General features: G+C 46.2%; 26 protein-coding genes. 1 reads left to right on the top strand and 25 read right to left on the bottom strand.

Annotated features, from left to right (window positions below; translation table 11 throughout):
- Window positions 1-73: 73 nt before the first annotated feature.
- The 18 genes from NV381_RS20920 to NV381_RS20835 all read right to left on the bottom strand — a co-directional run bounded on the left by NV381_RS20920 (window position 74) and on the right by NV381_RS20835 (window position 17937).
- Window positions 74-532, bottom strand: coding sequence for a carboxymuconolactone decarboxylase family protein (locus tag NV381_RS20920; protein WP_258215217.1), 459 nt, complete (start codon window positions 530-532; stop codon window positions 74-76).
- Between the two features lie 112 nt (window positions 533-644).
- On the bottom strand, window positions 645-1520 hold the full coding sequence (locus NV381_RS20915) for an RNA polymerase sigma-70 factor (protein WP_258215216.1): 876 nt from the start codon (window positions 1518-1520) through the stop codon (window positions 645-647).
- A gap of 82 nt (window positions 1521-1602) precedes the next feature.
- A complete protein-coding gene (locus tag NV381_RS20910; RefSeq protein ID WP_258215215.1) occupies window positions 1603-2037 on the bottom strand; it encodes a DUF350 domain-containing protein in 435 nt (144 codons plus the stop codon).
- Between the two features lie 33 nt (window positions 2038-2070).
- A complete protein-coding gene (locus NV381_RS20905) occupies window positions 2071-3351 on the bottom strand; it encodes a glutathionylspermidine synthase family protein (RefSeq protein WP_258215214.1) in 1281 nt (426 codons plus the stop codon).
- Between the two features lie 62 nt (window positions 3352-3413).
- Window positions 3414-3716 carry a hypothetical protein gene (locus NV381_RS20900; protein WP_258215213.1) on the bottom strand — a complete coding sequence of 101 codons (303 nt, stop codon included), beginning with the start codon at window positions 3714-3716 and terminating at the stop codon, window positions 3414-3416.
- Between the two features lie 78 nt (window positions 3717-3794).
- Entirely contained in the window at window positions 3795-4259 is a 465-nt protein-coding gene (locus NV381_RS20895; RefSeq protein WP_258215212.1) for a hypothetical protein, read from the bottom strand.
- 158 nt (window positions 4260-4417) lie between these two features.
- Window positions 4418-4675, bottom strand: coding sequence for a DUF2164 domain-containing protein (locus NV381_RS20890; protein WP_258215248.1), 258 nt, complete (start codon window positions 4673-4675; stop codon window positions 4418-4420).
- Between the two features lie 76 nt (window positions 4676-4751).
- A complete protein-coding gene (locus NV381_RS20885; RefSeq protein ID WP_258215211.1) occupies window positions 4752-6092 on the bottom strand; it encodes a right-handed parallel beta-helix repeat-containing protein in 1341 nt (446 codons plus the stop codon).
- A 159-nt stretch (window positions 6093-6251) separates the two neighbouring features.
- The gene (locus NV381_RS20880; RefSeq protein ID WP_258215210.1) at window positions 6252-8024 is read right to left on the bottom strand and encodes a hypothetical protein; all 1773 of its coding nucleotides are present in this window, start codon (window positions 8022-8024) and stop codon (window positions 6252-6254) included.
- A 29-nt stretch (window positions 8025-8053) separates the two neighbouring features.
- Window positions 8054-9283: an efflux RND transporter periplasmic adaptor subunit gene (locus tag NV381_RS20875; RefSeq protein WP_258215209.1), complete on the bottom strand. Its 1230-nt coding sequence runs from the start codon at window positions 9281-9283 to the stop codon at window positions 8054-8056.
- Between the two features lie 68 nt (window positions 9284-9351).
- On the bottom strand, window positions 9352-10965 hold the full coding sequence (locus NV381_RS20870) for a DHA2 family efflux MFS transporter permease subunit (RefSeq protein WP_258215208.1): 1614 nt from the start codon (window positions 10963-10965) through the stop codon (window positions 9352-9354).
- Window positions 10966-11010: 45 nt separating this feature from the next.
- Window positions 11011-11664 (bottom strand): HlyD family secretion protein, encoded by a 654-nt coding sequence (locus tag NV381_RS20865; RefSeq protein WP_258215207.1) that lies wholly within the window; start codon window positions 11662-11664, stop codon window positions 11011-11013.
- Window positions 11665-11690: 26 nt separating this feature from the next.
- Window positions 11691-12116: a MarR family winged helix-turn-helix transcriptional regulator gene (locus tag NV381_RS20860; protein WP_258215206.1), complete on the bottom strand. Its 426-nt coding sequence runs from the start codon at window positions 12114-12116 to the stop codon at window positions 11691-11693.
- A gap of 166 nt (window positions 12117-12282) precedes the next feature.
- The gene (locus NV381_RS20855; RefSeq protein ID WP_258215205.1) at window positions 12283-12570 is read right to left on the bottom strand and encodes a stage VI sporulation protein F; all 288 of its coding nucleotides are present in this window, start codon (window positions 12568-12570) and stop codon (window positions 12283-12285) included.
- Between the two features lie 107 nt (window positions 12571-12677).
- Complete coding sequence (gene recG / locus NV381_RS20850) at window positions 12678-14732, bottom strand: ATP-dependent DNA helicase RecG (RefSeq protein WP_258215204.1); 2055 nt, start codon at window positions 14730-14732, stop codon at window positions 12678-12680.
- Window position 14733: 1 nt separating this feature from the next.
- Window positions 14734-15585 carry a DegV family protein gene (locus NV381_RS20845; RefSeq protein WP_258215203.1) on the bottom strand — a complete coding sequence of 284 codons (852 nt, stop codon included), beginning with the start codon at window positions 15583-15585 and terminating at the stop codon, window positions 14734-14736.
- Between the two features lie 51 nt (window positions 15586-15636).
- Window positions 15637-17505: a DAK2 domain-containing protein gene (locus tag NV381_RS20840; RefSeq protein WP_419182285.1), complete on the bottom strand. Its 1869-nt coding sequence runs from the start codon at window positions 17503-17505 to the stop codon at window positions 15637-15639.
- 69 nt (window positions 17506-17574) lie between these two features.
- Window positions 17575-17937: an Asp23/Gls24 family envelope stress response protein gene (locus NV381_RS20835; protein ID WP_258215246.1), complete on the bottom strand. Its 363-nt coding sequence runs from the start codon at window positions 17935-17937 to the stop codon at window positions 17575-17577.
- A gap of 255 nt (window positions 17938-18192) precedes the next feature.
- Between NV381_RS20835 and rpmB the strand changes: the two genes are divergently transcribed.
- Window positions 18193-18381: a 50S ribosomal protein L28 gene (gene rpmB, locus NV381_RS20830; RefSeq protein ID WP_028550362.1), complete on the top strand. Its 189-nt coding sequence runs from the start codon at window positions 18193-18195 to the stop codon at window positions 18379-18381.
- A 140-nt stretch (window positions 18382-18521) separates the two neighbouring features.
- Here the strand turns inward: rpmB and spoVM are convergent, their stop codons facing one another.
- From spoVM to rsmB, 7 genes are all read right to left on the bottom strand, one after another.
- On the bottom strand, window positions 18522-18602 hold the full coding sequence (gene spoVM, locus NV381_RS20825) for a stage V sporulation protein SpoVM (protein WP_258215245.1): 81 nt from the start codon (window positions 18600-18602) through the stop codon (window positions 18522-18524).
- Between the two features lie 516 nt (window positions 18603-19118).
- Window positions 19119-19775 carry a ribulose-phosphate 3-epimerase gene (gene rpe, locus NV381_RS20820; RefSeq protein ID WP_258215202.1) on the bottom strand — a complete coding sequence of 219 codons (657 nt, stop codon included), beginning with the start codon at window positions 19773-19775 and terminating at the stop codon, window positions 19119-19121.
- 2 nt (window positions 19776-19777) lie between these two features.
- Window positions 19778-20758 carry a ribosome small subunit-dependent GTPase A gene (rsgA, locus tag NV381_RS20815; protein ID WP_258215201.1) on the bottom strand — a complete coding sequence of 327 codons (981 nt, stop codon included), beginning with the start codon at window positions 20756-20758 and terminating at the stop codon, window positions 19778-19780.
- Entirely contained in the window at window positions 20758-23031 is a 2274-nt protein-coding gene (pknB, locus tag NV381_RS20810) for a Stk1 family PASTA domain-containing Ser/Thr kinase (RefSeq protein ID WP_258215200.1), read from the bottom strand. The genes rsgA and pknB overlap by 1 nt, the downstream gene beginning before the upstream one ends.
- Window positions 23032-23037: 6 nt before the next feature.
- Window positions 23038-23817, bottom strand: a complete 780-nt coding sequence (locus NV381_RS20805; RefSeq protein WP_258215199.1) for a Stp1/IreP family PP2C-type Ser/Thr phosphatase — start codon at window positions 23815-23817, stop codon at window positions 23038-23040.
- 8 nt (window positions 23818-23825) lie between these two features.
- Window positions 23826-24908: a 23S rRNA (adenine(2503)-C(2))-methyltransferase RlmN gene (gene rlmN, locus NV381_RS20800; protein ID WP_258215198.1), complete on the bottom strand. Its 1083-nt coding sequence runs from the start codon at window positions 24906-24908 to the stop codon at window positions 23826-23828.
- Window positions 24909-25008: 100 nt separating this feature from the next.
- Window positions 25009-26415 (bottom strand): 16S rRNA (cytosine(967)-C(5))-methyltransferase RsmB, encoded by a 1407-nt coding sequence (rsmB, locus tag NV381_RS20795; protein WP_258215244.1) that lies wholly within the window; start codon window positions 26413-26415, stop codon window positions 25009-25011.
- Window positions 26416-26544 lie beyond the last annotated feature (129 nt).

Below are 26544 nucleotides of genomic sequence, written 5' to 3'. Positions count from 1 at the left end.
GTTGCACTCGACAGCCCTTAAAAAAAGAAAAATTCTCAAACGCCGGGGCGAGTGAGAATTTGGGGTTGAAAAATTATTTGGCAGCAGGCTTGTAAGCTCCAGGCACCATTCCTGTCGAGATGGCTATACGGTTCCAGCAATTGATTGTGTTGATAGCCATAAGCAGTGTAACAAATTGCGTCTCGTCAAAATGCTCGCGGACTTTATCGTATATTTGCTGAGGCAAGCCGGCATGAGATATTTGAGTCACTGCTTCTGTTAGCTCTAATACCGCTCTCTCCGCCTCCGTATAGAATGGAGCTTCACGCCAAGCATTCAGCATGTAAATTCGCTGTTCCGTCTCTCCCATTGCACGCCAATCCTTCGTATGCATATCAAGGCAATAGGCGCAGCCGTTAATTTGTGAAGCACGGATTTTGATAAGCTCATATAAGGATGCATCGATACCGCTGCTTTGCATAAATCCCTCTAATTTCAACAAAGCTTGTAAAGCTCCTGGGTTGGCTTTTTGATAATTCATTCTTTCTTTCATAGTTAAATCTCCTCCACTGGATCATTATTTGTTTGTTACATATTCTTAGACCAGTGTCTGCACTTATTTGTGACATGTTCAAAAATATTTGTTTAACAAAATAAGCTTATGCTTATATAGCCCGCTTCAACTTATCCGGATTAACGACAAAATAAATAGTTTGGATCGCAGAATGGTGGGGAGCAGCTCTAAAGCATATAGCTAATTGCGGATCACCATCTCGAACTAGCAGCAGACCGGGCTCGCCATTGATAGCAATCGGACGCAGCTCGCCACCAAATGAATTTTTTCCTTGAATCCCTTCCAAAAACGCTTGAATACGTTCCCTGCCTGTAATTGGAAATATCGCTGCCCTTCGCTTCCCGCCTCCATCGCTAATAAGAACGGCCTCATCCGCAAGCAGATGCACAAAAGATGCAAAATCGCCTGTCCTTGATGCATGAAGAAAGCTGTTAACCAAATCCTTTTTATGGCTAATACTGTTTGAAGAAGATAGTGGATCTTCCATCTCTTGCTGTATTTTCGGTTTGACACGACTGTATATTTTACGGCAATTAGCTTCCGTTTTATCCAAAATATCCGCAATCTCGCTATATTCGTACAACAGCACCTCTCTGAGCAGAAACACAGCTCGCTCCACCGGATTTAGCTGCTGCAGCACAACAAGTAAAGCGTAAGATACCGTCTCCTCTTGGACCACCTGCTCCTCCGGGCTTGCAATTGTTTCTCCGATATCCGGCTCAGGCAGCCAAGACCCTGGATACACTTCCCTTTGTTTACGCGAAGAGCTCAAAAGATTCAGACATCGGTTTGTCGTCATTTTGACCAGGAAAGCTTTCTGATGCTGGATCTCATCCAGTTGAACCCGCTCCAGCGAAATAAACACATCCTGAACTATATCCTCGGCATCAGTAAGGGAGCCCAGCATGCGGTATGCTATCGAGATAAGCAGCGGCTTGTAATCCATGTACAGCTTTGCCAATTTCATTGTTCGAACCTCTCCTTTAATAGCAAAGAAGCAGCCTCTCATTGGAGACCGCCCTCTTTCCTGCCTGCTTCGTAAGTATGTATCAATAACTGATTAATGATGCCATAAGCACACCGGTAACAATACTAAGAATGAATGAGAACTGGCCTACCGCAAGGTTACCTTTTGGAATTTCTACCAGCACCTTAAACGGAGTCAGCAGCTCAAATAAATAAAATACAATGATTTGAAAGGCTATGCCAAGCAGCCCCCACACGATCAAATCCAGCAGCCCGACAGAATGGTATACCGCTGAAGCAATTACTAGCACTTGCCCCAATATTTTGCCTCCCAGATCGTAGGCAGCTGCGCGGGCCGCTCCAACTTTGACAGGATCGGTTACATCGCTGCCCTCTTTGATCAATTTAAATTCGCTGTATGGCGTGGTGAACAGGAAAAAAAAGATGCCAATAGCTAGCAGCGGCACGGCAACCCCTAAATAAATTAAAAAATTAACAATGGAATCCAATTGCGTCACTGCATTTCCCCCTTGTTTATTGGTGCATAACTGCTACTTAAAACCTACAGGCAAATAATAGGATAAATTATTGGTGATGGGACCACCTACACGTGGAATAATAGCCGAGGCTCTGCCTCCAATGACAAAGCAGCCCCAGAGCATGCTTCCTCGCGTGCTGCCATTTAATGTCTCTATGTCAATTGTCGGCAGCTTCGTATATTGCTGATAGACCATTGGCTGTTGACTATACTCATCGGCATTGTTTAGATCAAGGGTTGATCCATCGGCGTTATAAATGGACACTCCGCTGCCTTCCCGCCCAAATATAGGCTTGACCACATAAGGAGAAGCTCCCATTTCCGCTCCCTCAAAACGATTTTCCAAATAAGTGGGAAGCATATGCGACTCGATAATTCGATGCTCCTCTGAGGAAAAAAAATGCCCTTCCTCATGCAAGCTCCATATTAAAGCTTGCAATGCTTTTGTTTGCGCCAGAAAGCCTGAAGGAGGGTTGATAACGGCAAGCTTTCTATCTGCAATCAGCTGCAGAACATGTTCACCTGTCGGGTAACCGTCTTCGTCATGTTCCTCTGCAAGCTTCTCAAGCGCATGCAATCGATACAGCACCTGGACAGGCTGCAGTTGCTCCATATCGTCCATGACCCACAGCCTGTCGTCTAACACCCGCAGCTGTGACAAGGGAGCGAATCGTGCAGGGAGTCCGGAGCGCTCCAACAAATAACGAGTCGTACCCGCATCCTCGTCATGCCAATCCAATGCGCTGAAGCAAATCTGCTCTGTTGAATAACCTGCTTCTCGATATACGTTTATAGCTTTATCGAATGCCGTCCTTAACATGCTGTCACAGCCGGCATTCGGATCCTCCGCTCCGTAAGCAGCGCATACATGGCCGTTCACATGAAACGCTTCTACAATACCAGTAGGAGTATCACTGTTGAACTCGAGCATCTTAATCTCCTGCCCGTTAACGGCAAAATCGAAACGGCCGACTAAAGTTGGCAGCATCTGCTCCAAGCTAAGTCTGACCGCGCCAAACGAAGCGCGCGGAAGCCCAAGCTGCTCTAATAGAGCATCATCTGACTGCTGTACGATCTGTACCGTACGTGCGTAAATCTGAGTCAGCCCTTCCGCTGCTTGAAGTATTCGACCGTGGAGTTCCCTATCGATTCGATAAAGATCCGCCAGAGCGTACTCATCTCCATACATGCAGTCCCAGTTAAAGATCCCTTCCTGCCGCAGCGGAGTATAGATGGCCTCTCGCCGATCCGCATAAGACATAGCTGCTGCGGACGCTTTACGGTGATGCTCCATGATATTCGCGTCCTCCTTTCAAGCTTTCCTTCTATTGCGGTACTCGACTAGCCAATATTCTTTTAGCTGGAGCTGGAGCCCCCGCTGCTCCCAATGCCGCCATGTCCTGAAGCGCCTTTCGAAATACCCGATGAACCATCCGACGGTGAAGAGGTTGCAGAAGAGGTGCTTCCACCCGAATTTCCTGTTGAACCATAGTATCGCGAAGTCGAGCTGCCACTCCCATTATCACAATATCCGTCATTATTTTGATCGACACAGTTCGAATTAGCCGGTGTGTTTGAACACCCAGGTGCTGCCACAAGCGCAGCGGCCACAAACAAAGTGACGATATGATGTGTTTTTCCAATCTTTTTTTGCTCCAAAGCGTTCTCCTCCTAAGAGTTTTGCTTTAGCAAAACTAAACTTCGAAAGCATAGCTCAAGTTTTGAAATTAGCAAAACCTACTTCAAAAGATCCAGCTCAGATTTCACCGCATAAATGACAAAAGTCTCACGATCTTCATCAATTTCCGTTGATGTCCGGTACCATTCCTGCCCCTCTAGATATAAATAGTTGGCTTCCAGATGAAGCAGCACAGCAAGGGTATCTTGGAAACTATAACAATGGACCAATCGATAATCAGCGCCAAATTCTCGGTACTCACGGAGCTCCAGCTTTAGTCCCGGTGTTTGACCAGAATCACGCTTCTCCCAAGACATTACCCGTTCGTCATCCGCCCGCTTCACATAGATGACATAGCAGCCATCCTCAATAGCATTGGATGTTTTCTCGTAAACTGCGCTTTCTTTTACCAAGTAATCACAAGCAAACCGCAGCGCAGTCTCTTCCCGTCCTATCCGATCATAGTAATACAGCAGCGGGAAGTCGCTGTCTTCATCATATAAACGATACTCCAATCGCGGCATAAGCATGCTCCTTTCTCGTCTACGGCTATTCCTCTGCCATTAGCAAGCAGTAAGTTATACGCGCAAAAGGACCAAAAGATTCGTGGGCCACCCTTCCTAAACTCATAAATCAGGAATAGTTCATGAAGCCTCAACGCTTATGGTTACGATAACTTTTGTCATTTTCGCGGGAATTGATGCGGCTTCTCCAGAGCATACATATCTTCCTCCACCGCTGCAACCCGTTCTCGAACATACTGACGACAATCGTCAACCGCCTGATTATAGAAAATAGGGCCTGCCTGTTTCACAAAAAAATCCAGCAGCTGCTCAGCCGCCAAATGCCCCAGTTCTTCATTGCGTTCCTCTTGAAAATAATGCTGAAGCATACTGATGATCTGTTCTTTTTGCTCCTTGGGAAATTTTAAATTCGTAATTTCAATCAGCTCCTCTGCTCATAGCTAAAGCCGCCCCAGATTTTATAGGACGGCCAACCATTCCGAACCCTTCATACTAAAATCCTACAGTCGCTGTATCCGTTCCTGAATCGGATAATCCGGCTATATTGTCAAACCCCGCATTACCGAAAACCGTATTGCTCTGACAGCGTGCAGAACCAACTCTTACAGCTGCTTTGGAGCTTTGAAATATACTGTTGCCGGTAACAATATTTTGTTTGGCGGAAGAGGCCGATCCGACTCCAACTGTATCTAGCAAAATCCCTGTTTCTGTCCAACGCACCTCATTGCTTTTTACGGTATTCGCATCTCCATTGAATACGGAAATACCAAGTGGTGTAGTATTGATTGTATTGCTTGTGACAGTGTTACCAAATGGACGGTCATCACCGCCATTATCTGCTGCATCCAACTGAATTCCGCCTGAGGCTGAGCGGGATATAATATTATTTACAACTGTATTATAAGTGCAATAATCTTTCAGTCGTATCCCAAAGGTGCAGCTAAACTCCTGATCGCCCAAATTCGCCCCAGAGATCAAATTCCCTTGTATTAAATGATAGGAGCACGCCTTCAGCTTCGAAGTAACCAATATGGCTGCATCTTTACAACCTTCGATTACATTATCGGCAATTATTGAATAGCTGCTTCCTGCAGTTACATAAATGGCATTTTTGTTCACATTTTTGAATTTATTTGTTTGTAATATATTATTGCTTCCACCTTCAACAACAATACCATATCCCTCATTAGGGTTTTCCGTTCCCACGATGAGCGTAAATATACAATTGGTGACATTAACATGCTGGGAGCGCTCCACATGTATGCCTTTCGTAACTCTGTTGAACAAGCAGCGGTTAATCCGAACATGCTCCGAATCAAAAATATAAATGCCGCATTCGAAAATGGATGATAATGAGGTACTAACAATCCCGCTTCCTTCAAATGTAAGGCTGTCTATAGAAAAATGCTTGCTGTCCGAACCGCTCTTGATCATATGCAGATTGGTATCTATCGACCTGATAATAGTCACTCCTGCTCCTGCACCAAGAAGATGCACTTTCGAGCGCATAAACAAGCTGGATTTTATAACATAATCTCCCGGTGGGAGGTACACCGTCCCGCCTTTATCAGCTGAGGCAGCATTAATGGCAGCTTGTATATAAGGTGCATCATCTTGTCCATAACGGCCATTTCCTTGAGCTCCATAATCTTTAACATTATAATAAAAGCTCGTATCTATGACAGGAATAGTCGTAGCTGCACGAGCCTCCCCAGGAAATCCTGCTCCTGCTGCAAGCAGTACGCCGGCCGCTCCTAATGAAGCTAACATTTGTCTGCGAGTCATTGGTTTACCCGTTTCTTGTTCTTTATCGTTCGGTTCTATTGGAAGCAATGTCAATCCTCCTTAATTTCTATAAATCTTTCAAATTGTCCCTATTTATTTCTTAATAGATAGATTCAGTATAAATGGAAATGAGGCCAGCATCAATATTGAAAAAAAAGCCCTCAATTGAGGACTTCATTTTCAATACTTCAATATTCGTTGATTTGATTATTTTAACACCTTCAGCAAACGTCTTGCGGGTCCCGATGGCGTATCAATCATTTCGTACAATTTAAGGGTAAGCGGGTATTCCAGCTGCTCGGATAATGCAGTGTTTAGATAATAGATCTGGCTGCCATTAATAATCCGGTTCTCCCCTGCCAAATCTACGATTTTGGAAGCGACCTTTTTTCCATCCGTATTTTCCAGCTCAAAAGCAAGCTTCGAAAATGCTGTATTTGTAACAAGATTATCAGTCGGATGCACATCCAAATCCAGCTTTAGCTTGTAGGTATAGTTTAGTGTAAAGGTGGCTGCATTACTTAACACATAATTGCTGACAGACCAGTTTTTCAAATCAATATCATAAGGGTACAACGATAATTGATTGGCAGGAACTTCAAGCTCCCTTTCTACCTGAAGATCAGCACGCGCTATCACCGTCTTGTAAGGAGCCGCTGTTTGTTCGTCATAAACACGCAATGAAAATTGTCTATTTTGTTCAGATAATGGCAATAAGAAGGTATAGGCTACCACCAGGCTCGCATTAGGCGCAACCTCAATCTTGGAAGTCGGCTTCTTGCCGCTATAAGCGCTTCCGGCAGTTGAAACAAGCTCTGTGCCAAAGTCCGGTACGGTCAACGGCTTGCTGCTGCTGTTAGTCATTTTTAGTTTGACAACTGCAGTTTTGTAGCCTTGACCTTCATTTTCAAATATCTGGACATGCATTACAGAAACGGCAAGCGCAGGATCGACTATGACATTCAGAGGATCAAAAGCTAGCGGCTGCTGCAAGGAGTAATTTGGCGCTATCAGCTCTGTAGCTTCCGCCACCGGCTGCGATCCTGTTACAGCAGAGAGCCCTATATGCAGCCTGCCCACGGAATAGCTGACTGCTGGCGGCAGCTCAGCATCTGCGGTGCGTGCTGCGGGCTGGTAGCTTTCCGGTGTCATTATATTCAGGCCGGTCAGAACCGTATCCTGGTCGGTAGGAATCGAAAAGTACATATATTTCTGGGAGCCTGCATCCAGAGATTTTACACTTTTATCAGCACGATTGCCTGCATAAATCTGCTTGTCAGATCTGCCATTGATCGTAAAGTCAGGTATCAGCTCTGTCCGATCACTTGGATTTTGGACACGCAGTGTTAGCAGCTGTACCCGCTTCGTCCCATCACGCTCTTCTGTCAAGCGAATAGGTGTATAAACAAGCGGCGAGGCTAAGGAAGGAATTGAAAAGGATTCCTCCCATTTTTTCGTAAATTCCGGTTCAGATAAAGAATCGTCAATTCCTTTCCAGCTTAACCCCTTAACAGGTACGGACAGAAGCGTCGTTTCCACCTTCGGATATACATCCTTATTAATATCAACCCAAGCCAGCTCATTCAAAGTGATATCCTGCTTGCGGTCCAGCAGTACCATATAACTCAGCTCAACCGTTGCGCCACTTTCCACAGCCTTGACATTATTCGCGCTAGGACGAAGGACGAAAGCTTTGTCATCATTCATAACCGCTCTGAGCTCGCCGTCCGGAACGCGGGCCAAAGAACTCGAATGATTCGTTAATTTTACAACCGCAGCAATACGTGTTCCGCTATATGTATGCTCGTTAAGCAAGCTTTTTACCTCTAATTGAAGCTCATTCGTCAAAGCAGCCGGCAAGGTTAATTGAGCACCCACTTCCAAAGCAGCAGCAGAGGCAGCCGAACCTGTATATGGTATTGAAAAGCATAGTGCTGTAGTAAGAAGCATGACTAGCATTTGATTTTTTTTCTTATTCATAGCTGATCCTCTCCCTGATCCCGCTTTATTCATTTGATGATTTCCACCTTTTCTTTGTCCAGCAAGCCCTGCCCGACCGAAATGACAATTTGCTCCCCTTCCTTCAAACCGCTTACGACCTCACGATAGCCGTTTACCGCGCGGCCGAGCGTGACTTTTCGTTTCTCGACCTGCTCGCCTGCCAGCACATAAGCGTACATCTCATTACCTTCCTGAGCAACGGCGGAGGTCGGTAAAGCCAACGCATCCTGTTTGCCCCCGTCACCCAACAGCAGCTTCACGCGTGTGCCCGGCTTCAGCTTGAAGCCATCATTTTTAGCGGTCAGCTCCATTACAAATGTTTTGCTCTGAGGGCTCATAACATCCGCTAAATAAGTAACCGCTCCTTGAAATTTATCATTGCTGCCAGGGAGCGTAAAGCTTACTTCTGACTTACCTCTTGCAAGTTTCACTTGGGCTTCCGTAAGATCAGAGTGGATTTTCACAGGATCGAGCTGTTGAATAACACCGGCAACATAGCCCGACTGAATGGACATACCCTGCTCAGGAAACAGATCCGTCAAGATACCGCTGATCGGCGCCTTCACTTCGAGATCGGAGATCGTTTTATTGATATCCTCAACCCCTACCTCCGTGGTTTCCAATTGAATTTTCAATGTCGCAAGCGGATCCGTTGCCTCCAAATTAGCCAGCTGCTTCTGAGCCGTATCGAGATCCAATATTGCAGTTTTCCACTGTGTTTCAGCTTTCTCCAATTGGCTTTTTGCAGCAATCCCTTGATCATAATCATTTCTTAAATTATTGTAAGCTTTTTCGAGATCCGCGATTTGCATTCCCAATTTGCCAATAGTATTTTTTAATACCGCTTTATTCGTAGCCACATCTTCACGTGTTTTAACAAGCTGTGATTGCAACCCCTCGCGCGTAAGCTCCGTTTTTCGCTTTGAACGCTCCATGTCCGCTGTATCCAGCTTCAGGATGACCTCTCCTTGGCGAACAGGCTCACCGCGCTTTTTGAGCAGCTGCTGGACATCGCCGCCTACTTTGACAGTAACATTCACCTGGGAGGAGGATACGACATCCGCATCCTGTTCAACGAGCCCCTCCATAGCTTGCTTGGCAACCGGCGCCACTTTGACCTGCCGAAGCTGCGACTCCTTCGCAGATGTAACGGAACAACCCGCGGCTACAACAGCGCATAAAAGAATCATCGATGCAGGTGCTACTGTACTTTTCCATGCCGAAAATCTGTGTTTCATAGTTTATGTACCCCTTTGCCCAAAAATAGTAAACCTTTCCGAGGACATTCTTAACAGACCGTTTCTTTCTATTCACCCACTACATGCTCTTTGGAGGACCCTGGCCTTTTTACTGTCTTCAAGAACATCGACAGCACAACAGCAGCAAGCGCCAAGCCTGCGGTCATATAAAACACATCGTCCATAGCCTGGACCGTTGCTTGTAATTGAATTTGTCCATACACATAACCGATTGCGCTGCTTTGGGCTTGACCGAACGATTGTCCCACCGCCATATACTGGGATTGAATTTGGCTAATATTGTTCTGGACTGAGGCCGAGAACATGTTCATCTGATCGGACATCGCCGCCGAATGAAATATTCGCTGGTTGCTGAACATTAGCGCGAGCCAAGCGATACCAAACGATGCACTAACCTGCCTGATGGCATTCGAGAGTGCTGTCCCCTGCCCCATCTTGTGCATAGGGACGGTATTCATCCCGGCCGTTTGTACCGGCATCATAACAAGACCAACACCAACAGCACGAATCATTAGCCATCCAACAATTGTTGAGAATGGAGTTGTCACATCCAGCTGCCTTGTCAAATACAAGCCATAAGCCGTAATAATCATTCCGATAACAGCAAGCGGCTTGGCGCCTATTTTATCAAACAACGCACCAGCGATAGGCATCATCAGACCAGATACTATCGCTTGCGGAAGCAGAAGCAGACCTGTCTGGATCGGAGATAGTCCTGCAACATTTTCCAGAAAGACCGGCAGCAGGAATAAGCTTCCCATCAATATAACCATTGCCGTACTGGAAATCATCAGCGTAAGCGTAAAAGTGAAGTTTTTGAGCAGTGATAAATCCAGCATCGGCCGCTCAACAATAAGCTCAATAATGATGAAAGCAATCAAGCAAACAGTGGCAATTGAAAGAAAAATTATAACTTCCGTATTGTTCCAGCCCTTATCTGCTACAATCCCTACACCATATAAAAGTGTGGCAAGACCTGTGCTCGAGGTCACAAACCCCCATAGATCAAACTTGCCTGGGTTTTCAATCTTGTATTCCTTTAAAGCAGTTGCAGCCAGAAAAATATCTATAATACCTATGGGAACATTAATGGAGAAAATTAATCGCCAATCCAAATATTCCACTATGTAGCCACTCAGGGTAGGGCCCACTGCAGGCGCAAACATTACGGAAATACCGAATAGACCCATCGCCATTCCCCGCTTCTCAGGCGGAAACATACGAAACAGCATAACCATACTTACCGGCATTACCGCCCCTCCGCCTATGGCCTGGATAATTCGAAAAACGATCATCGAGTTATTGCTCCAAGCCGCACTGCATAATGCGGATCCAATAGTAAATACAGCTACAGAATATAGAAACACTCTTTTATAACCGAATCGATCACCCAAATAGCCGGTAATCGGTATCAGTGCACCTACAACAAGCGAATAAGCAGTCAACACCCATTGTATTTCCGTCTGACTGACACTGAACACTGCCATCATCTTAGGCACCGCTACATTAACGATGCTGGTATCGAGAATAGCCATAAAAACCGCCAAAATCATGGCGAGCATGGCCAGCCCTCTTCCACGTGCAGGAGGCTCTGTGCCCACAGGCGCATTAGTGTTTCCTTGAGCCGCTACCGGCTTCGCTTCGCCTAATTGATCCGTCATCTCTATCGTAACTCCTCTCCGAGGTTGAGCTAGGTAACGGCGAAGCTACCTCTCGATTTTTGTGACGGCATTCAACCCGGGAATAAGCCGCTTTCCTTGATAATCATCCAAAGCAATTTTCACAGGTACACGCTGTACAACCTTAGTAAAGCTGCCGCTCGAATTGGAAGAAGGTATTAAGGAAAAGGAGGAATTCGTGCCGAGACCAATTTTTTCAACACGCCCTTTAAACGCAGTGCCCGGGAAAGCATCAATGGTTAGCGTTACTTTATTGCCGGCCTTTACGTCATGAAGCTCTGTTTCTTCAATATTCGCTGTTACATACAGCTTCCCTAAATCAGCGCTCATTAATAATGCAGCCCCCGCTGCCACCGTCTGATCCTTAACCGCATTTGTTTGAATGATGGTACCGTCATCAGGAGCGATAATGTCCTGAGTTGTGGCGGCAACATTACCCCGTGCGGGAGCCGTCTCTACGATACCCAGAACATCACCCTTTTTGAAAGTATCTCCTTCCTTATAATTCCATTCAATCAGCTTGCCCGGCGCCATCGAGCCTATGGCTCGCAGCTCGCCTTGTACCTTGGAGTCTTCCGTGCTTATGTATTTACTGATCTGTTGATAATAATAAAACCCTCCGATAGCCCCTCCAATAACAACAACAGCAAGAACACTCAATCCGATTATTTTCTTTTTCATCTACCCAAGCGCACCATCCTTCAAAATCATTGTTTAATAATTAAATCCGTTGTCATTTTTCGGAGTAAACCAATAAATTGTTCCTGCTCTTCTGCCGTAAGCTTTTGCAGCATGCCAATTAAAATCTGATCCCTTGTTTCCTTCAATCGCATGATGGTTTCGGTCGCAGGTTCCGTAAGCTCTACCCATACAACACGACGGTCTGTTTCATCTCGAGTTCTATCGATGTGACCGGATATCACCAGACGATTAATAGCGATTGTGGTAGCACTTGTGGACAGGCCCAGCTCCTCTGCAAGCTCACCCACCGTAGTTCTCTTCTTACAAAGCAGCGTAATCAGCAGCAGCATTTGCTGGCGTGAGAAGCTGTGCTGCTCCGTGAATTGATCCTTGAACTTGGCTACTCTTCGGAATAATTCGTCGATTTGAGCCAAACTATCCTCAATGGCCATCGATATTTATCACATCCTTTAATCACCAAATAGTTTTATGGTAAAATTACTTTGGGATAAATTTACCACTCGCTTTCTCAAACCGTCAAATGCCATATTCAGCCAAAAACACGCAAAAAAAAGCAGACCCGCTGGTCTGCCTAAGTCTTTAACCGTTTTTCTCTCGCTATCGAAACATCCCCCACAACTTGATAAGATGAAATGTGTTGTTAGGATCGATTTTTTGCGAAATCACAAAATTCACCATATGCTCTATCTGTTTGTCGCTCAATTTCTCACCAAGCACCTTACCCAGCATACCGACAAATCGACGCACCTTGGCCCTGTCCTGCAGATCGTACTTGGTCACGCCCTGCAGAATCATTTTGATACGTTCTTTTGTATCCGGATTTTTCATTTTCGCTTTAACGCGTTCCACAAATGCAGGCTCAAATCCGAACTTTTGATAGCTCATGCCACAAATACCTCCGATCAAGGAAATGAGAAATTCACTCCTAATAAGTCTATGACGGGAGGCTCGGACATGTGTCTTATTAAACGGGACAAAACTTTACAATACTTTTAATCCAACAATTCACTGTCAAAAATATGTTCTCGCTGTAAATATTCACGCTGCTTCCAATAGGCCGCGGCTGTCCAAAAATCAGGATGCCGGACGAGTGCTGCCGCCTCATCGCGCGCTTGCTCCATAACCTCAAAATCTGTGACCATATCAGCAAGCCGAAAATCCGGCAGTCCACTCTGCTTGGTACCGAAGAAATCACCCGGGCCCCTAAGCTCCAAATCGCGCCGCGCGATCTCAAAGCCATCGTTGGTGTCGGTCATCGCCTTCATGCGCTGCTTGCCGACCTCATTCTTCGGATCAGCGATGAGCACACAGTAGGATTGATGTTCTCCACGGCCAACCCGGCCGCGAAGCTGATGAAGCTGCGACAAACCAAAACGATGCGCATCATATACAACCATCAAAGTTGCATTCGGTACGTCCACGCCAACCTCGATTACAGTAGTCGATACAAGCACTTGAGTTTGATTTGCGCTGAAGCCACGCATGACCTCGTCCTTTTCCGATGCAGGCATCCTCCCATGCAGGAGTGCTACCTTGTATTCTGGAAAAGCGAACTGCAATTGAGCGTGCACATCGATAGCATTCTGGACATCCAGCTTCTCCGATTCTTCAATTAACGGGCAAATAATATAGGCTTGCCGTCCTTCGGCAGCCTCGCGACGAATAAAGCCCAGCACCCTTTCAAGCATATCATGAGTTACTGCATAGGTTTTGATTGGCTTGCGCCCCTTCGGCAGCTCGCTCAATGTAGATACGTCCATATCTCCAAAGGCTGTTATCGCCAGGGTTCTCGGAATGGGTGTTGCTGTCATCGTCAGCACATCCGGATTCATTCCTTTGCGCCGCAAAATACTCCGCTGATTAACGCCGAAACGATGCTGCTCGTCGGTTACAACGAGCCCCAGCTTGCGAAAGAATACATCCTCCTGGATTAAGGCATGCGTCCCGACGATCACATCGATCAACCCCATCTGCAGAGAGGCCAATACATCCCGTCTCTGCCGGTCTGTCAGGCTGCCGGTAAGCAGTGCAACACTAATGCCATACGGCTCGAACAAACGCTCCAGAGACCGTTTATGCTGCTCAGCAAGTATTTCGGTCGGCACCATCAGCGCTCCTTGACAGCCTGCTTTAACAACAGCGAACAATGATGCTGCCGCTACTACAGTCTTCCCAGCGCCAACATCCCCTTGAAGCAGACGGTTCATGCAGAAGGACTGCTGCAAGTCGTGTAAAATTTCGGCCAGCACCTTCTTTTGCGAATCGGTAAGCTTGAAGGGGAGCGCCCGTACGAATGCCCTCACTTCAGGCAAATCAAGCTGATGGGCAACCCCATCAGCCCGGTCATGATTCAATGCTCGGTAAGCCTGCATTTTCAGCTGAAACAAGAACAGCTCCTCGAATACCATCCGTTTGCGTGCACTCAAACCCTCTGCCATGGAGCCTGGTAAATGCAGCAGAGCCACTGCTTGCTTACGGGGCATCAGCTCATATTTGTCCATCAGCTCCTGCGGAAGCACCTCAGGAATGAGACCGCCATATTGTGTAATCGCCTGTTTGGTTGTTTGACGCATCCATTTTTGGGATATAGCTCCGGTAACCGAATAAACAGGCTGCAGCGTTCCGATCTGCGTAGTCCCTTTTCCCGGAAATTGTGACTCTGATACGGTAAGGTGCAGCCTTTTCTGATCCCACTTTCCGGTTAATATAATTTCAGTGCCAGCCTGCAGTTGATCTTTGATATAGTGTCTGTTAAACCAGACAGCCGTAATAAAGAGCGAGTTTACTACAAGCTTGCAGGTCAATCTTGATTTGATTCGACCATACATCTGAACCTGCGGCATTCCCGCAATGGTTCCTTGGACTGTGATCTTATCCCCATCCTTCACCTCTGTCAGATCACGCAGCGTGTAATCTTCATACCGAAAAGGATAGTAATCAAGCAGCTCACCGACCGAAGCAATGCCTAGTGTCAGAAGCTCCTCCGGCTTCTTCCCCTTGACCCCATGCACCTCTTTAACCGGAATTTGGTATAAATCAATGGTCATATTAAACCGGATTAACGAACACAGCTACGGCTCCGGGACCGGTATGCGTTCCTACAACAGGACCAATTTGTGTATAACGCGTGCTCTTGACAACGAAATTTTGCAGCATCATTTCATTGAATAGTTCAGCATTGTCCAGAGCTGCTGCATGCGCAATTGTGATGTTCAACGGCTTATCTCCCAAATCCTGTTTTAAAAGTTCGATAATCCGAGCCATCGCTTTTTTCTGGCCTCTCACTTTATCAACTGAATAGACAGTTCCTTCATCAGACACTGACAAAATAGGCTTAATATTTAACAGCGAACCTACCAGAGCGGCGGCTTTTCCGATACGGCCTCCTTTTTGCAAATACTCAAGCGTATCCACCAAAAAATAAAGCTTCAATTGTTGACGCATCGAATGAATCAGGTTGATTATCTCATCCTTGCTTCGCCCCGCACGAGCAGCCTCCGCCGCTGCAACAACTATGGAGCCAAACCCATAGGATGCTGATTTGGAATCAATAACCGTTAGATCTGCACTATCATCCATCATCGATTTAGCCAATATTGCAGATTGATAGGTTCCGCTTAACCCTGAAGACAAGTGAACCGATATAATTGAGGTATCCGCAGCTTTAAGCATCCTTTTATACGTTTCCACAAATTGTACGGGCGAAGGCTGCGATGTTGTAGGAAGAACAGCAGAACTCGTCAAATTTTCAAAAAAAACTTCTGAACTCATATCTATTTGGTCACGATAAGTATCCATACCGAAATGCACCTTTAATGGAATAACCTCAATGCCTAATGCTTCTTGTAAATCAGCTGGAATATCAGCTGTACTGTCAGTAACGATCCGAATTTGACTCAAAAACGACTCCACCTCCACTTCCCCATCTTCCCGGTAATAAATACGATAACTTTACTCGGCGGATATAATATAATAATAAAGCGGTTGACCGCCTGCATGAACCTCTACTTCCACTTCTTTATACGTGTCCTCGATATAGCTCACAAGCCGCTCAGTCTGATCGTGCTCCGCTTCTTCACCCGTATACAAGGTAACAATTTCTGCTCCATCATTCAGCAAGCTATCTACCAGTCGCTTACAGGAAAGTAATAAATCAGGCTCGGCTGATACAATTTTGCTGTTGTGGATTCCAATGTAATCCCCTTGTGCAATGTCCATATCATCTATACGCGTATCACGAACCGCATAGGTAACCTGACCGGATTGAACCTGACCAATAGCTTTATGCATACTATCGGTATTCTCCTCAAGTACAGCGTTCTCCTGAAAAGCAAGTACTGCAGCAATACCTTGCGGTATCGCTTTGGTAGGAATAACTACCATTTGTTTGTGCTCTACTAGATCAACCGCTTGTCTGGCCGCCATAATAATATTTGAATTGTTGGGTAATACAAACACGGTATGAGCTGGGACAAGCCTTACAGCATTCACGATATCCTCCGTACTCGGATTCATGGTTTGGCCTCCATGCAGCACCTGGTCCACGCCTAGGCTGTTGAAGATATTGGAGATTCCTTGTCCGGCAGATACCACGACAAAGCCGTATTGCTTTAATTCTCTTACATCCTGCACCGTACCCATCGACCCATGATCAACTACAGAAACTGCTTGCTGAGAATCGTTGGTTATCGCGGCTCCGCTTCTGCTCCCATTAAGCTCTTCGGCCTCTTCAAGCAGGATATGCGTATGCTGGTCACGCATATTCTCGATTTTGATCCGGCTTAAATCACCATATTGCATGGCATGGTTCATCACTGTTCCCGGATATTCCGCATGGATATGCACTTTGACCAAATCATCGTCAGCCACAACAAGCAGTGAATCTCCGAAGTTGGACAGCTCCTGCCGGAATACCTGTTCATCGAAGATTAAGCCTGTCAGCTTCTGCTTCTGCGCCTGCAGAGTAACCATAAATTCCGTGCAATATCCGAATTCGATATCCTCTGTTGACAGCTTAGCTTGGGCCCGCTTAGGTTCCCCGATTGTAGTTCCTGCGCCCCCGATTACAGCGGCATCAATAGCAGATGAGCGATGAACCGGGTTTGTTCCCGTTTGTACAGCCCCATCAGGTGCAGTAGCAATAAGATAACCCGGACGAGCTTCCGCCTCGTTGTCTTTACTGCCAGCTCCCTCTTCACCTTGCTCCAACGCTTGAAGAAAGCCTTCGTAAATCAACAGCAAGCCTTGGCCGCCCGCATCTACTACTCCAACCTGCTTAAGGATCGGGAGCAGATTCGGCGTATTAGACAGTGCCTCCCTGCCTTTATTGCACACTTCTCTCATCAGCTCAACCACATTCGATATGCGTTCTGCTTGCTTAACCGCATGCTTGGCCGCTTCCTTGGCAACGGTTAGAATCGTACCCTCTACCGGCTTGACAACCGCCTTATATGCCATGGTGACGCCGTTCTGGAGAGCTGCCGCCAGCTGTTTGGCATCGATGGAATCCGCTTCCATTACTTCTTTTGAAAATCCGCGAAATAATTGAGACAGGATTACTCCCGAATTGCCGCGCGCTCCCATCAACAGCCCCTTGGCCAGAGCATCCGCCGATTTACCAATCTGTTGAGATGAACGCCGCTTCAGCTCTTCAACACCGGATGTTAAGGTCAGGTTCATATTAGTCCCTGTATCCCCATCGGGTACAGGAAACACATTGAGCGCATTGACCTTTTCCACATTTTCTCTCAGCTGCTGCGCTCCCTTTTCCACCATGCGGATAAAGTCATTCCCATTAATACGAACTAGATGCTTGCTCAACAAACATTCCCCTTCCTACTTCAGAGTGAATCCATTCCTTATGCTAAGCTGGACACTTTCTCTCTGAAATTATTCAGATACCCGAACCCCTTGAACATAAATGTTCACTGATTCCACCTGAAGCCCTGCAACCTCATTTAATACATATTTAACTTTCGTTTGAACATTATGAGCTACTACTGATATTTTAGTTCCATAGCTGACAATAATATATAAATCAATTGCCGTCATACCTTGCGCATCACGACGTATCTCTACACCACGGCTCAAATTATCTTGACGAAGCAACTCTGCAATCCCATCCTTGAGCTGATTGCGCGATGCCATTCCAACAAGTCCATAACAATCCAATGCAGCTGAGCCTGCCAATACAGCAATAACCCCATCCGCTACCCATACTTTGCCATACTCTGTAGCCAGTTCAATAGCCATCATCAAAAGCTCCTTTGATATAGATTAGAATGGACTAACTTTTATTTTACTATATCAGCGGACAGAAATAAATAAAATATACGTCCACCGCTGTAGGGGCAATCAAGAAACTTGCAGAAAAACATCTCTGGAACATTGACGTTATTTATTACCTTGTGATATGATATTTAAGTGTGTTTTTTAACAGGATTTGCATACGGAGAGATCGCTTTCGAGGATCTTTGATCATCGTAGCTTTTAAGGAGGTGTCATACAATGTCCCGCAAATGTTTTATTACCGGTAAAGGACCCGGAACAGGCAACCATGTATCTCATGCTAATAACAAGTCGAAGCGTACTTGGGGTGTTAACGTTCAAAAGGTTCGTATTCTTGTGGACGGAAAACCAAAGCGCGTTTATGTAAGCACGAAGGCTTTGAAATCCGGAAAAGTTACTCGTGTGTAATCTTTAACCACCGACGACAAAAAGCACCTGGGGCCCAGGTGCTTTTTTTAGTTACGTAAGTATAAGCTTTTATTCTGGGCTTCGCTTAAAATTCTTTCAACCTGTATGGACACATAGCGAAGCCTTTGGATATTTAGGGATTAGTTCTTGCTGAACGTATTAAGTACGGCTTTGACTAGTCCGCCTAACAACCTCGGTAGCTTGATTGTATAAAATCTCATTTCTGCCCCTCCTTCTAGGTTGCGTTTAACCAGCTGTAATTCCTCAAGCATCCTGTACTTAAGCTGGCTGCACGCTGCTATTCCCAAGCATCATGTTTCATCATACTCCATTATATTCCTCTATTTTCAAAACGTGCCTATCCATTCTAATCAAGCCCCAAAAAACAAAAAGGCTACAAAAGCCGGAACTTTTGTAACCATATTATGCAGCTGAAAGCTGATTTATGAACGTGCATGGACATGAATGTTTGTTAAACTGAAGGTGGCAATGTGCCCGCTTGAATTGTGAGATATATCGCATAAATAACGGCAAAGAGGAAATATAACACAATGGTACTCACAACAAAAGCAATCCGCATACCACGACTATCATACCTTTTAAAAAACTGGACTCCTGTATATAGCGCTCCTAAAGAAAATAGATATTTTAATAAGTCCTGAATTTGTGAAAAAAGCGTCAACATACCAGCACAAAGCAGACTAAAGCCTAGCACGGTCAGAAATCTCATAGCCGTCTCACACCTCGCCGCGAATATGCCGTATTGCTTCTGCTCGATCCGGTTGATTAAATACGGCATTCCCCGCTACCAGTACATTAGCCCCGGCCGCAGCCACTTGTCTTGCTGTTTGGGCATTAATCCCGCCATCAACCTCTATGTGTACATGCTGCAAGCCGCGCTCATCCAACATTTCTCGAAGCTTGGCAATCTTTGGCAGCATTCCAGAAATAAACTGCTGGCCGCCAAATCCAGGATTGACTGTCATAATGAGAACAAGGTCCAAGGATTCATTCATTACGTACTCAATCGTTGATAAAGGGGTAGCAGGATTTAATACGACACCCGCTTGAATACCCTGCTCTTTTATTAAATGAAGCGTGCGATGCAGATGACGGCAAGCCTCAACATGTACAGAGATCAGGTCGGCCCCAGCTTTAGCGAAAGCAGGTATGTAGATATCCGGATTCTCAATCATCAGATGAACATCCAATGTGAGGGCCGTATGGGGACGGATGGCCTCCACAACCAACGGGCCGATCGTTATGTTTGGAACAAATTGTCCATCCATAACATCCACATGAATCCAATCGGCACCTCCACGTTCCACATCGGCTATTTCAGCACCTAGCTTTGAAAAATCTGCCGACAAAATAGACGGTGCTATATTAAGCATAATCAGTACCTCCTTTTTCTCTCTTTAATTTCTGTAAGAAAGTGCAAATAATGATCGTAGCGGGATTCAGCAATTTCTCCCTGCTCCTTGGCTTCAATAACTTTACACCCAGGCTCGTGCTGATGCTGGCAGCCGCGGAACTTACATTCAGCTGCGTAGATCCGAAATTCCTTGAAGCATGAGCTTAGATCTTCGGCTTCCTCAACTTGTGCAAAATCAAGCTGGCTAAAGCCTGGAGTATCCGCAACAAGCCCGCCATTTTGCAAACGAATTAACTCCACATGACGAGTCGTGTGCTTTCCTCTTCCAAGCTTCATGCTGATTTGGTTTGTTTCTAGCTGCAATCCGGGCACCATAGCATTCAGCAATGAAGATTTGCCGACACCAGACTGACCCGCGAATACGCTGATTCGACCGGAAAGCCTCTCAAGAATCGGTTGGATCCCAATGCCCATTTTGGCACTAGTTACGACAACCTGGTACCCAACCTTCTCATATAATTGAACTATAAGGCTCATGCTGCTAGTCTCGGTAGCCACGACTGATCCGGACTTGGAATTAGATCCGCTCCACACTTGGGATTGCTGTTGTGTATCTGGATGAACGGCTTCATCGACTGAAATTAAATCCTGTTTGGTCAAACAAATAATGGTCTCCAAACCGGCGCTTTCCGTGTGCACCAGAAATTTATCCAGCAGCTGCAAATTCAATGCAGGCTCCTGCACGGCAAATACCAGGACAGCCAGCTCCACATTAGCAACCTGTGGGCGGACCAGCTCAGAAGTGCGCGGTAAAATTTCATCTACGGTGCCTTCACCATTTTCAGTCAATCCATAAAGCACCCGATCCCCTACCAGCGGGGACTCTCCGCGTTTCTTAAAAATTCCACGAGCCCGGCATTGGACCGACATCATATTTTCTCCATCTTCAGGCAGCACATAATAATAACCGCTTAGAGCCTTTACAATAAGACCATGTGGCATTAGCTTCTGCCTCCTGTGCCGGTGCCAGAACCCGGTGTGGCGTTTGCTGGATTTGGTGGTTGCGTTCCTTGTGTTCCTTGTGTTCCCTGAGTTCCTTGCGTTCCTTGATTACCCGTACCGGTACCAGGGTTCCCTCCTGAATTGGCTGGCGGTTTCGTCCCCGGTGTTGTGCCTGCTCCAGGTGTAGTAGTTTGGCCCGGCACAGTCGTTCCCGGCGTTGTGGTGCCAGGAGGTTGAGTACCAGGTGTCGGAGTGCCAGGTGTCGTTGTTCCTGATGAACCGGCGGGAATAGGATTAAACGGCTTGCCGTTCTTCTGAGCGATAAAATCATCATAGGTAACGGTTATCATATCAGCCAGTACATTGTCCTGCTTGACCTGAATGACAGCTCGCTTATCAGGTGCTACAACCAGACTTACATCGACTGTACTTGCTTTGGTCACTTTGGTAATTGTTTTATATTCAAAGTTTTCATATTGAGCATCAGACAATACAAGCTTAACGGTCGTTTCCTTACCTTCCTTCGACGGCTTGATTGGCACGGCAATCTTCATAGGCCCTGCTTCTTCTGGCAGTCCGGAGCTTATAATCAGCTTGATTTCGGCTCCTGGTGAAACCTCATCATTGTATTTGTAAGGGAATTGCGTAATTACCTTACCTTTAGGCTGTTTATAGCTGGCTTCTACATTGATGCCGTCCTGAGCAAGCTTCAAATTGCTGACGGTAATCCGGGATTTGGCCTCTGATTCACTCAATCCTTCTAAATCGGGCATTTTGAACGTTTCTCTCCCCTTGCTCACCGTTAACATGACAACAGCAGTGGCTGGATCCAATTCATCATTCAATGCCGGCGTTTGTAAAATAACGGTCTCAGGTTCTTCATTCACAAATTCCGGCTTCAGCTTAATTCTGTCTTCCGTTATGCCAAGTGCCATAATCGCCATTTTGGCATCCCCCAGCTTCTTGCCAGTGACACCCGGCATTTTCAGCTTTTCAACACCTTTGCTGACATACAAGGTTTCTTTAGAATGAATCTTGAGCTTCATGTTCAAATGATCCTGCCGAATGACCACATCTTTGGGCACATCCTTGGAATTTTCAAAAATGACCTCAGACTCCAGATTGGCTGCTTTCAGTATAGCCTGGGCTTCGGATATCGGCTTTGTAACAACCGACGGCACCTCAACCTCTTGAATAACGAACTTGGCTTTCACTACTCCTACCATGTACCACATTCCGCCGAGTACCAGCAATAGAACAATAATCCATATTAACGGCTTTACCCAGCGGTTTTTCTTTTTTTCTTGAGGCTCCTCAGCATCTCTTGTGGGGCTGACATCCCTATCTCCGGCTGAGAGCGAATACTGGTCTGGACGGATTGCAGGAATAACACGCGTTTTCTCTTCATCCAGTTCATCATCGTCCATGAAATTGATTTTAGCTTCATTGCGTCTATGCGGGAGCAGACAGCTATCCAAATCATCCAGCATTTGTTTGGCCGTACGGTAACGCTCCGCCGGATTTTTACGCATGGCTTTCAAAATAATATTTTCCACGCTTTGCGGAATAAGAGGATTGACCTTGCGCGGCTCCTCCACTTCCTCCTGTAAATGCTTCAATGCTACACTTATCGGACTTTCCCCCAAAAAAGGCAGCCGACCCGTAAGCATCTGATACATTACAATGCCGAGTGAATAAAGATCTGATTGCTCACCAGTAAAGGTTCCTTTGGCATGCTCAGGTGAAAAATAGTGGACAGAACCGACAACAGAGCCGGTTTGGGTTATTGTAGATGATGTGATGGCACGCGCAATACCAAAATCCGTAACCTTCACTCTGCCATTTTTGCCGATTAAGATGTTATGAGGTTTAATATCACGATGAATGATTTGATTATGATGGGCGTGATCAAGCGCATCACAAATTTGGCTGGCGAAATGGACGGCTTCCTCCACCTGCAGCGGCGCTTTTTCCTTGATAAGTTCATTTAAAGTAGTGCCTTCTATATATTCCATAACAATATAATGGATATCTTCTTCCTGACCAACATCATATATGCTGACTACGTTGGAGTGGGATAGCGATGCCGCGGCTTGGGCTTCACGCCGGAACCGCTGGATGAATTCCTCGTCATGTACATACTGCGAACGCAGAATCTTAACAGCAATATGGCGATGTAGTAATATATCGAGTGCCTTATAAACAATTGCCATCCCGCCGCCGCCAACACGCTCAAGTATTTCATAACGTCCTCCCAGCTGCTTACCTATCATTCATCATCACCTCTCTTCGCCGTCAAAATGTGCATTATCCTCTGATTCACCTAAACCATTACTGACAAGCACAAGGGTAATATTATCATCACCGCCAGCTTCCAACGCCTCATTAACAAGCCGTTGAGCCTTGCTTTCCAGAAGCCCGTCCCCATTAACAACGGCAAGTAATTGATCAGGGCTTACAAGACTGCTTAGGCCATCACTACATAAAAGTAAAATATCGCCTTGATTCCATGACAAGTCCCTTACATCCACTTCAATTGTTGCTTCTGTCCCTAGCGCTCGAGTCAAAACATTACGTCTAGGGTGATTTCCTGCTTCCTCTCGGGTGATTTGGCCGCTTTTAACCAATTCATTCACAAGAGAATGATCCTCTGTAATCTGCTCGATGCCTTGAACATTTATCTGATAGGCGCGGCTGTCACCTATGTGCCCAACAACAACGGAACTCTCGTCCGCCAATACCGCTACAACGGTAGTTCCCATACCATGATAGCTTTCCCGCTCGGCGGCGAAAGCGAAAATCTTCTCGTTCGCAAGCTCTACCGCCGATTTCAAGATGGTTTTCCGTTCCTCGACAGTCGGACTTTGTGGAATTGCTTGCAATTCCGAATAAATAACATCAACCGCAATTTGGCTCGCGATGTCTCCGGCCTGATGGCCGCCCATTCCATCTGCAACTATGGCCAATACGAAGCCGTTCAAATTTTCCTGCACAACCGCTCGGTCCTCATTGACCATTCGGACTTTTCCGATATCCGTTTGACTGGCCGTTTTGATCATGGTTCTCCTCACCTCGCACCTGACTCCATATGCTTTGCACGCAGCTGCCCACAGGCTGCCGCTATATCGCTTCCCTGTTCTCTTCGTATCGTCGCATTAACTTTGTTACGCTCCAATATACGCTGGAATGTAAAAATATCGTCCCTGGGTGTCCTTACATAGTCGCGCTCGGATACGTAGTTAACCGGAATTAAATTGACGTGAGCCATTGGAAAGGATTTAAGCACTTGCCCCAGTTCTTCTGCATGTTCGGGACGGTCATTAACCCCACCCATCAAAGCATATTCAAACGTAATTCTTCGACCGGTTTTGGCCACATAATATTGACAAGCTTCAATTAAATCAGCGAAAGGAAACCGCCGGTTGACGGGCATCAGCTTAGAACGCAGCGTATCATTAGGTGCATGAATAGAGATTGCCAAATTAATCTGCGTTTGCTCATCGGCGAATCTGTATATGTTCGGTACAATACCGCTCGTAGAAACGGTTATATGGCGTTGACCGATATTCAGACCTTTAGGATGAATCATAACCTTCAGAAAAGCCATCATGGCGTCATAATTTTCAAACGGCTCGCCGATCCCCATAATAACGATGCTGCTAACGCGTTCATTAGACGCATCCAACAGCTGCTGGGCTTTGACCACCTGGGCAATAATTTCACCCGAAGTTAAATTTCGCTTTAGTCCGGTCAATGTAGACGCACAAAAGGTGCAGCCAATTCGGCAGCCTACCTGTGTGGTTACACAGACGCTGTTACCATAGCTATGCTTCATGATGACAGTCTCAATGGCGTTTTTGTCAGACAGCTCGAACAAAAACTTCACCGTTCCATCCTTCGATTCATATTTAGCAACTTCTTCCAGGGTGACGAAATCAAAATGCTGCGCCAGTTTATCTCGAAGAGTTTTGGGCAGATTCGTCATCTCTTCGAAGCTTGATATTCTTTTCACATACAGCCAGTCAAAAATTTGTCCGGCACGGAAGCCTGACTCATTATTATCTTTGACCCATTCCTGCCATTGCTCCAAAGTCAGATCGTATACATAAGGTTTATCAGGCTTATACATTTTTTGTTTTGTCAATTCCATTATTTATCACAACCCGCTTTATCAATTGGAGTACAGTAACAAATCTACGAAATGTCGTTTATCACTGCACATAGATTAGATTTTACCATATCTCTTTTATTTACGCTCGTTTACGCAGCTTGGCTATAAAGAAGCCGTCGGAATGATACTCATAAGGATAGATTTGCAGCGGCTGAGGCTGGTCCCATTCGAATTCAGGATGTGCCTTCAGAAACTGTTTAACCATCCCCTCGTTCTCGTTATATTCCAGTGTACATGTGCTGTAAACAAGCACACCTCCTGGACGGAGCAGCGTATGAATATGTTCCAGAAGCTCGTGTTGAATTACACAAATGCCTTCTATTTCCTGTTCACTTTTGTTCCATTTCATATCAGGCTTGCGCCGGATTACACCAAGCCCTGAGCAAGGAGCATCCAGCAGGATGCGGTCAAAGCTTTGCTCGGCAAATTGCTCCCGCAGCTTACGTGCATCAGTGACAACCGTGTGCACCGAGCTGAGACCAAGCCGCTCTGCTTGCTCTTGAACCAGCTTCTCTTTATGTTCATGAATATCGCAAGCCCACAGCTCGCCGCGATCTCCCATTTTCTCAGCTATATGTGTCGTTTTACCGCCGGGTGCTGCGCAGCAATCCAATATTTTTTCTCCTGGCTGAGGATCAAGACTGAGCGCAACCAGCATTGAGCTCTCATCCTGGATAGAAAATAATCCATCCGCATACCAGGATGTTAAGGCCATGTTGCCGCCGCCTCGGACGATAACGCCATCGGGCGCCAATTCAGATGCTTCTGCCTCAAGACCCGCTTGCTGCAGAAGCTCAATCAGCTTACTGCGGCTCTGCTTCAGCGTGTTGACTCGTATACTGACTCGAGGCGGAACATTATTAGCTTCGCAAATTTGCTCCGTCCGGACTTCACCCAGCTGGCTTATCCAGCGCCGTACAAGCCATTCCGGATGGGAATGGGTCAAAGCGATCCGCTCTGCAGGCGGCAGGCCAGCTGGAAGCTGCAAGCTCTCCTTCTGCCTGATGATGTTGCGCAGCACTCCATTAACCATCCCTGAGATCCCTTGATGCCCTTTGCGCTTGGCCATATTGACAGCTTCATTAACGACAGCGTGATCGGGAATGCGATCCAGGTAATAAATTTGATAGAAGCTGAGTCTTAGCAAGCTGCGAACCCATGGTTCAAGCTTTGCCATTCCTTTTGCAACAAACCGTCCTAAAAAATAATCAATCGTATTCAATCTCTGGATTGTGCCATATACGATTTCGGTAGTTAAACCAACATCCGGTTTACCCAAATTATATTTGAGTAAAATTTGATGCAGCAGCAAATTGCTGTAAGAACGATCCTGCTCAATCCTAAGCAGCACATCCAATGCAGCTTCTCTCGCGCCGCCTTTTAGCTTGCTTCCATTTGAACTGGCCGGGTTACCTCCGCCACTGCGCTTATCTGCTGCTTTCGGGCTAGAACCATGGCCGCTTTGACGACCTTTGCCTACATTCATGGCGTCGCTCTTTCTTTTCTTCGCAGGCTGTTTGGTCACCGTGTTCAAATCACCAGATCTTCCGTTAGCACTGCCGCCTTGTTTGTTTTCCTTTATGTTGTCTTTTCCGATGCCGTTATTCAACTTGTA

Source organism: Paenibacillus radicis (ex Xue et al. 2023), from assembly GCF_024722015.1.
Classification (GTDB): Bacteria; Bacillota; Bacilli; order Paenibacillales; family NBRC-103111; genus Paenibacillus_S.
The sequence above is the reverse complement of the archived record's forward strand: the minus strand, read 5'-3'. Positions and strand labels throughout refer to the sequence as shown.